The organism is Streptomyces sp. NRRL WC-3605 (genome assembly GCF_001509795.1).
Taxonomy (GTDB): domain Bacteria; phylum Actinomycetota; class Actinomycetes; order Streptomycetales; family Streptomycetaceae; genus Streptomyces; species Streptomyces viridochromogenes.
In genome coordinates, this window is the sequence record NZ_LLZN01000131.1 from 1 (window position 1) to 612 (window position 612).

At 68.1% G+C, this 612-nt stretch carries 1 protein-coding gene; it reads right to left on the reverse strand.

Annotated elements, in window-relative coordinates:
* Window positions 1–612, reverse strand: a 612-nt coding sequence (locus tag ADL34_RS34365) for a DUF1152 domain-containing protein (protein WP_159039024.1), incomplete at both ends; no start/stop codon positions are given.

Genomic DNA, 612 nt, shown 5'->3' on the forward strand with positions numbered 1-612 from the left:
CGGTCGAGCTGCGAGAAGACGTCTTCGGGGGTGAGGGGCACCGGTGGCTGGTCCTTCAGCCAGGCTGCCTTGTTGCGCTCGTAATCGATCTCCGAGAAGCCGCAGATCTCGCGGCTGTATGCCTCGGCCTCGTCCAGGGTGGCGGTCGTCATGATGGCGCGGGCCAGACTGTTGCGACTGACCGCGTCGTCCAGGTCGACTTCATGAACCGCGGGTCCCTCGTCGGTGAGGGGGACAGGCAGGCCGGCGTCGCGCACCTCGCAGATGCCGCGGGCACCTCGGGCTGTGGCGGCGAGCATGGCGGTCGCCTCTGAGGGGTGCCATTCCAGGATGCTGCCGATCGTCTCCACGTCCTCAGCCGTGAAGGTGTGGACGAGGTTGCCGAGGAGGGGGCGCAGGTCGTCGGCGGAGATCTCACCGTCCAGTCCGGGGCCTGCGACCAGGAGGCGGATCGGGGCGTTGACCTGGCAGCAGGCGGCGAGGGTGAGGGCGTCGGCGAGTGGGCTCTTGAGGGTGGGTTCATCGCCCTGGGCGAGGATGTCACCGCCTACGTCGAGCAGATCGATCGATGCCGGGGCCAGGTGAGACACCAGTTCTTCGAGTTGGCGGGTG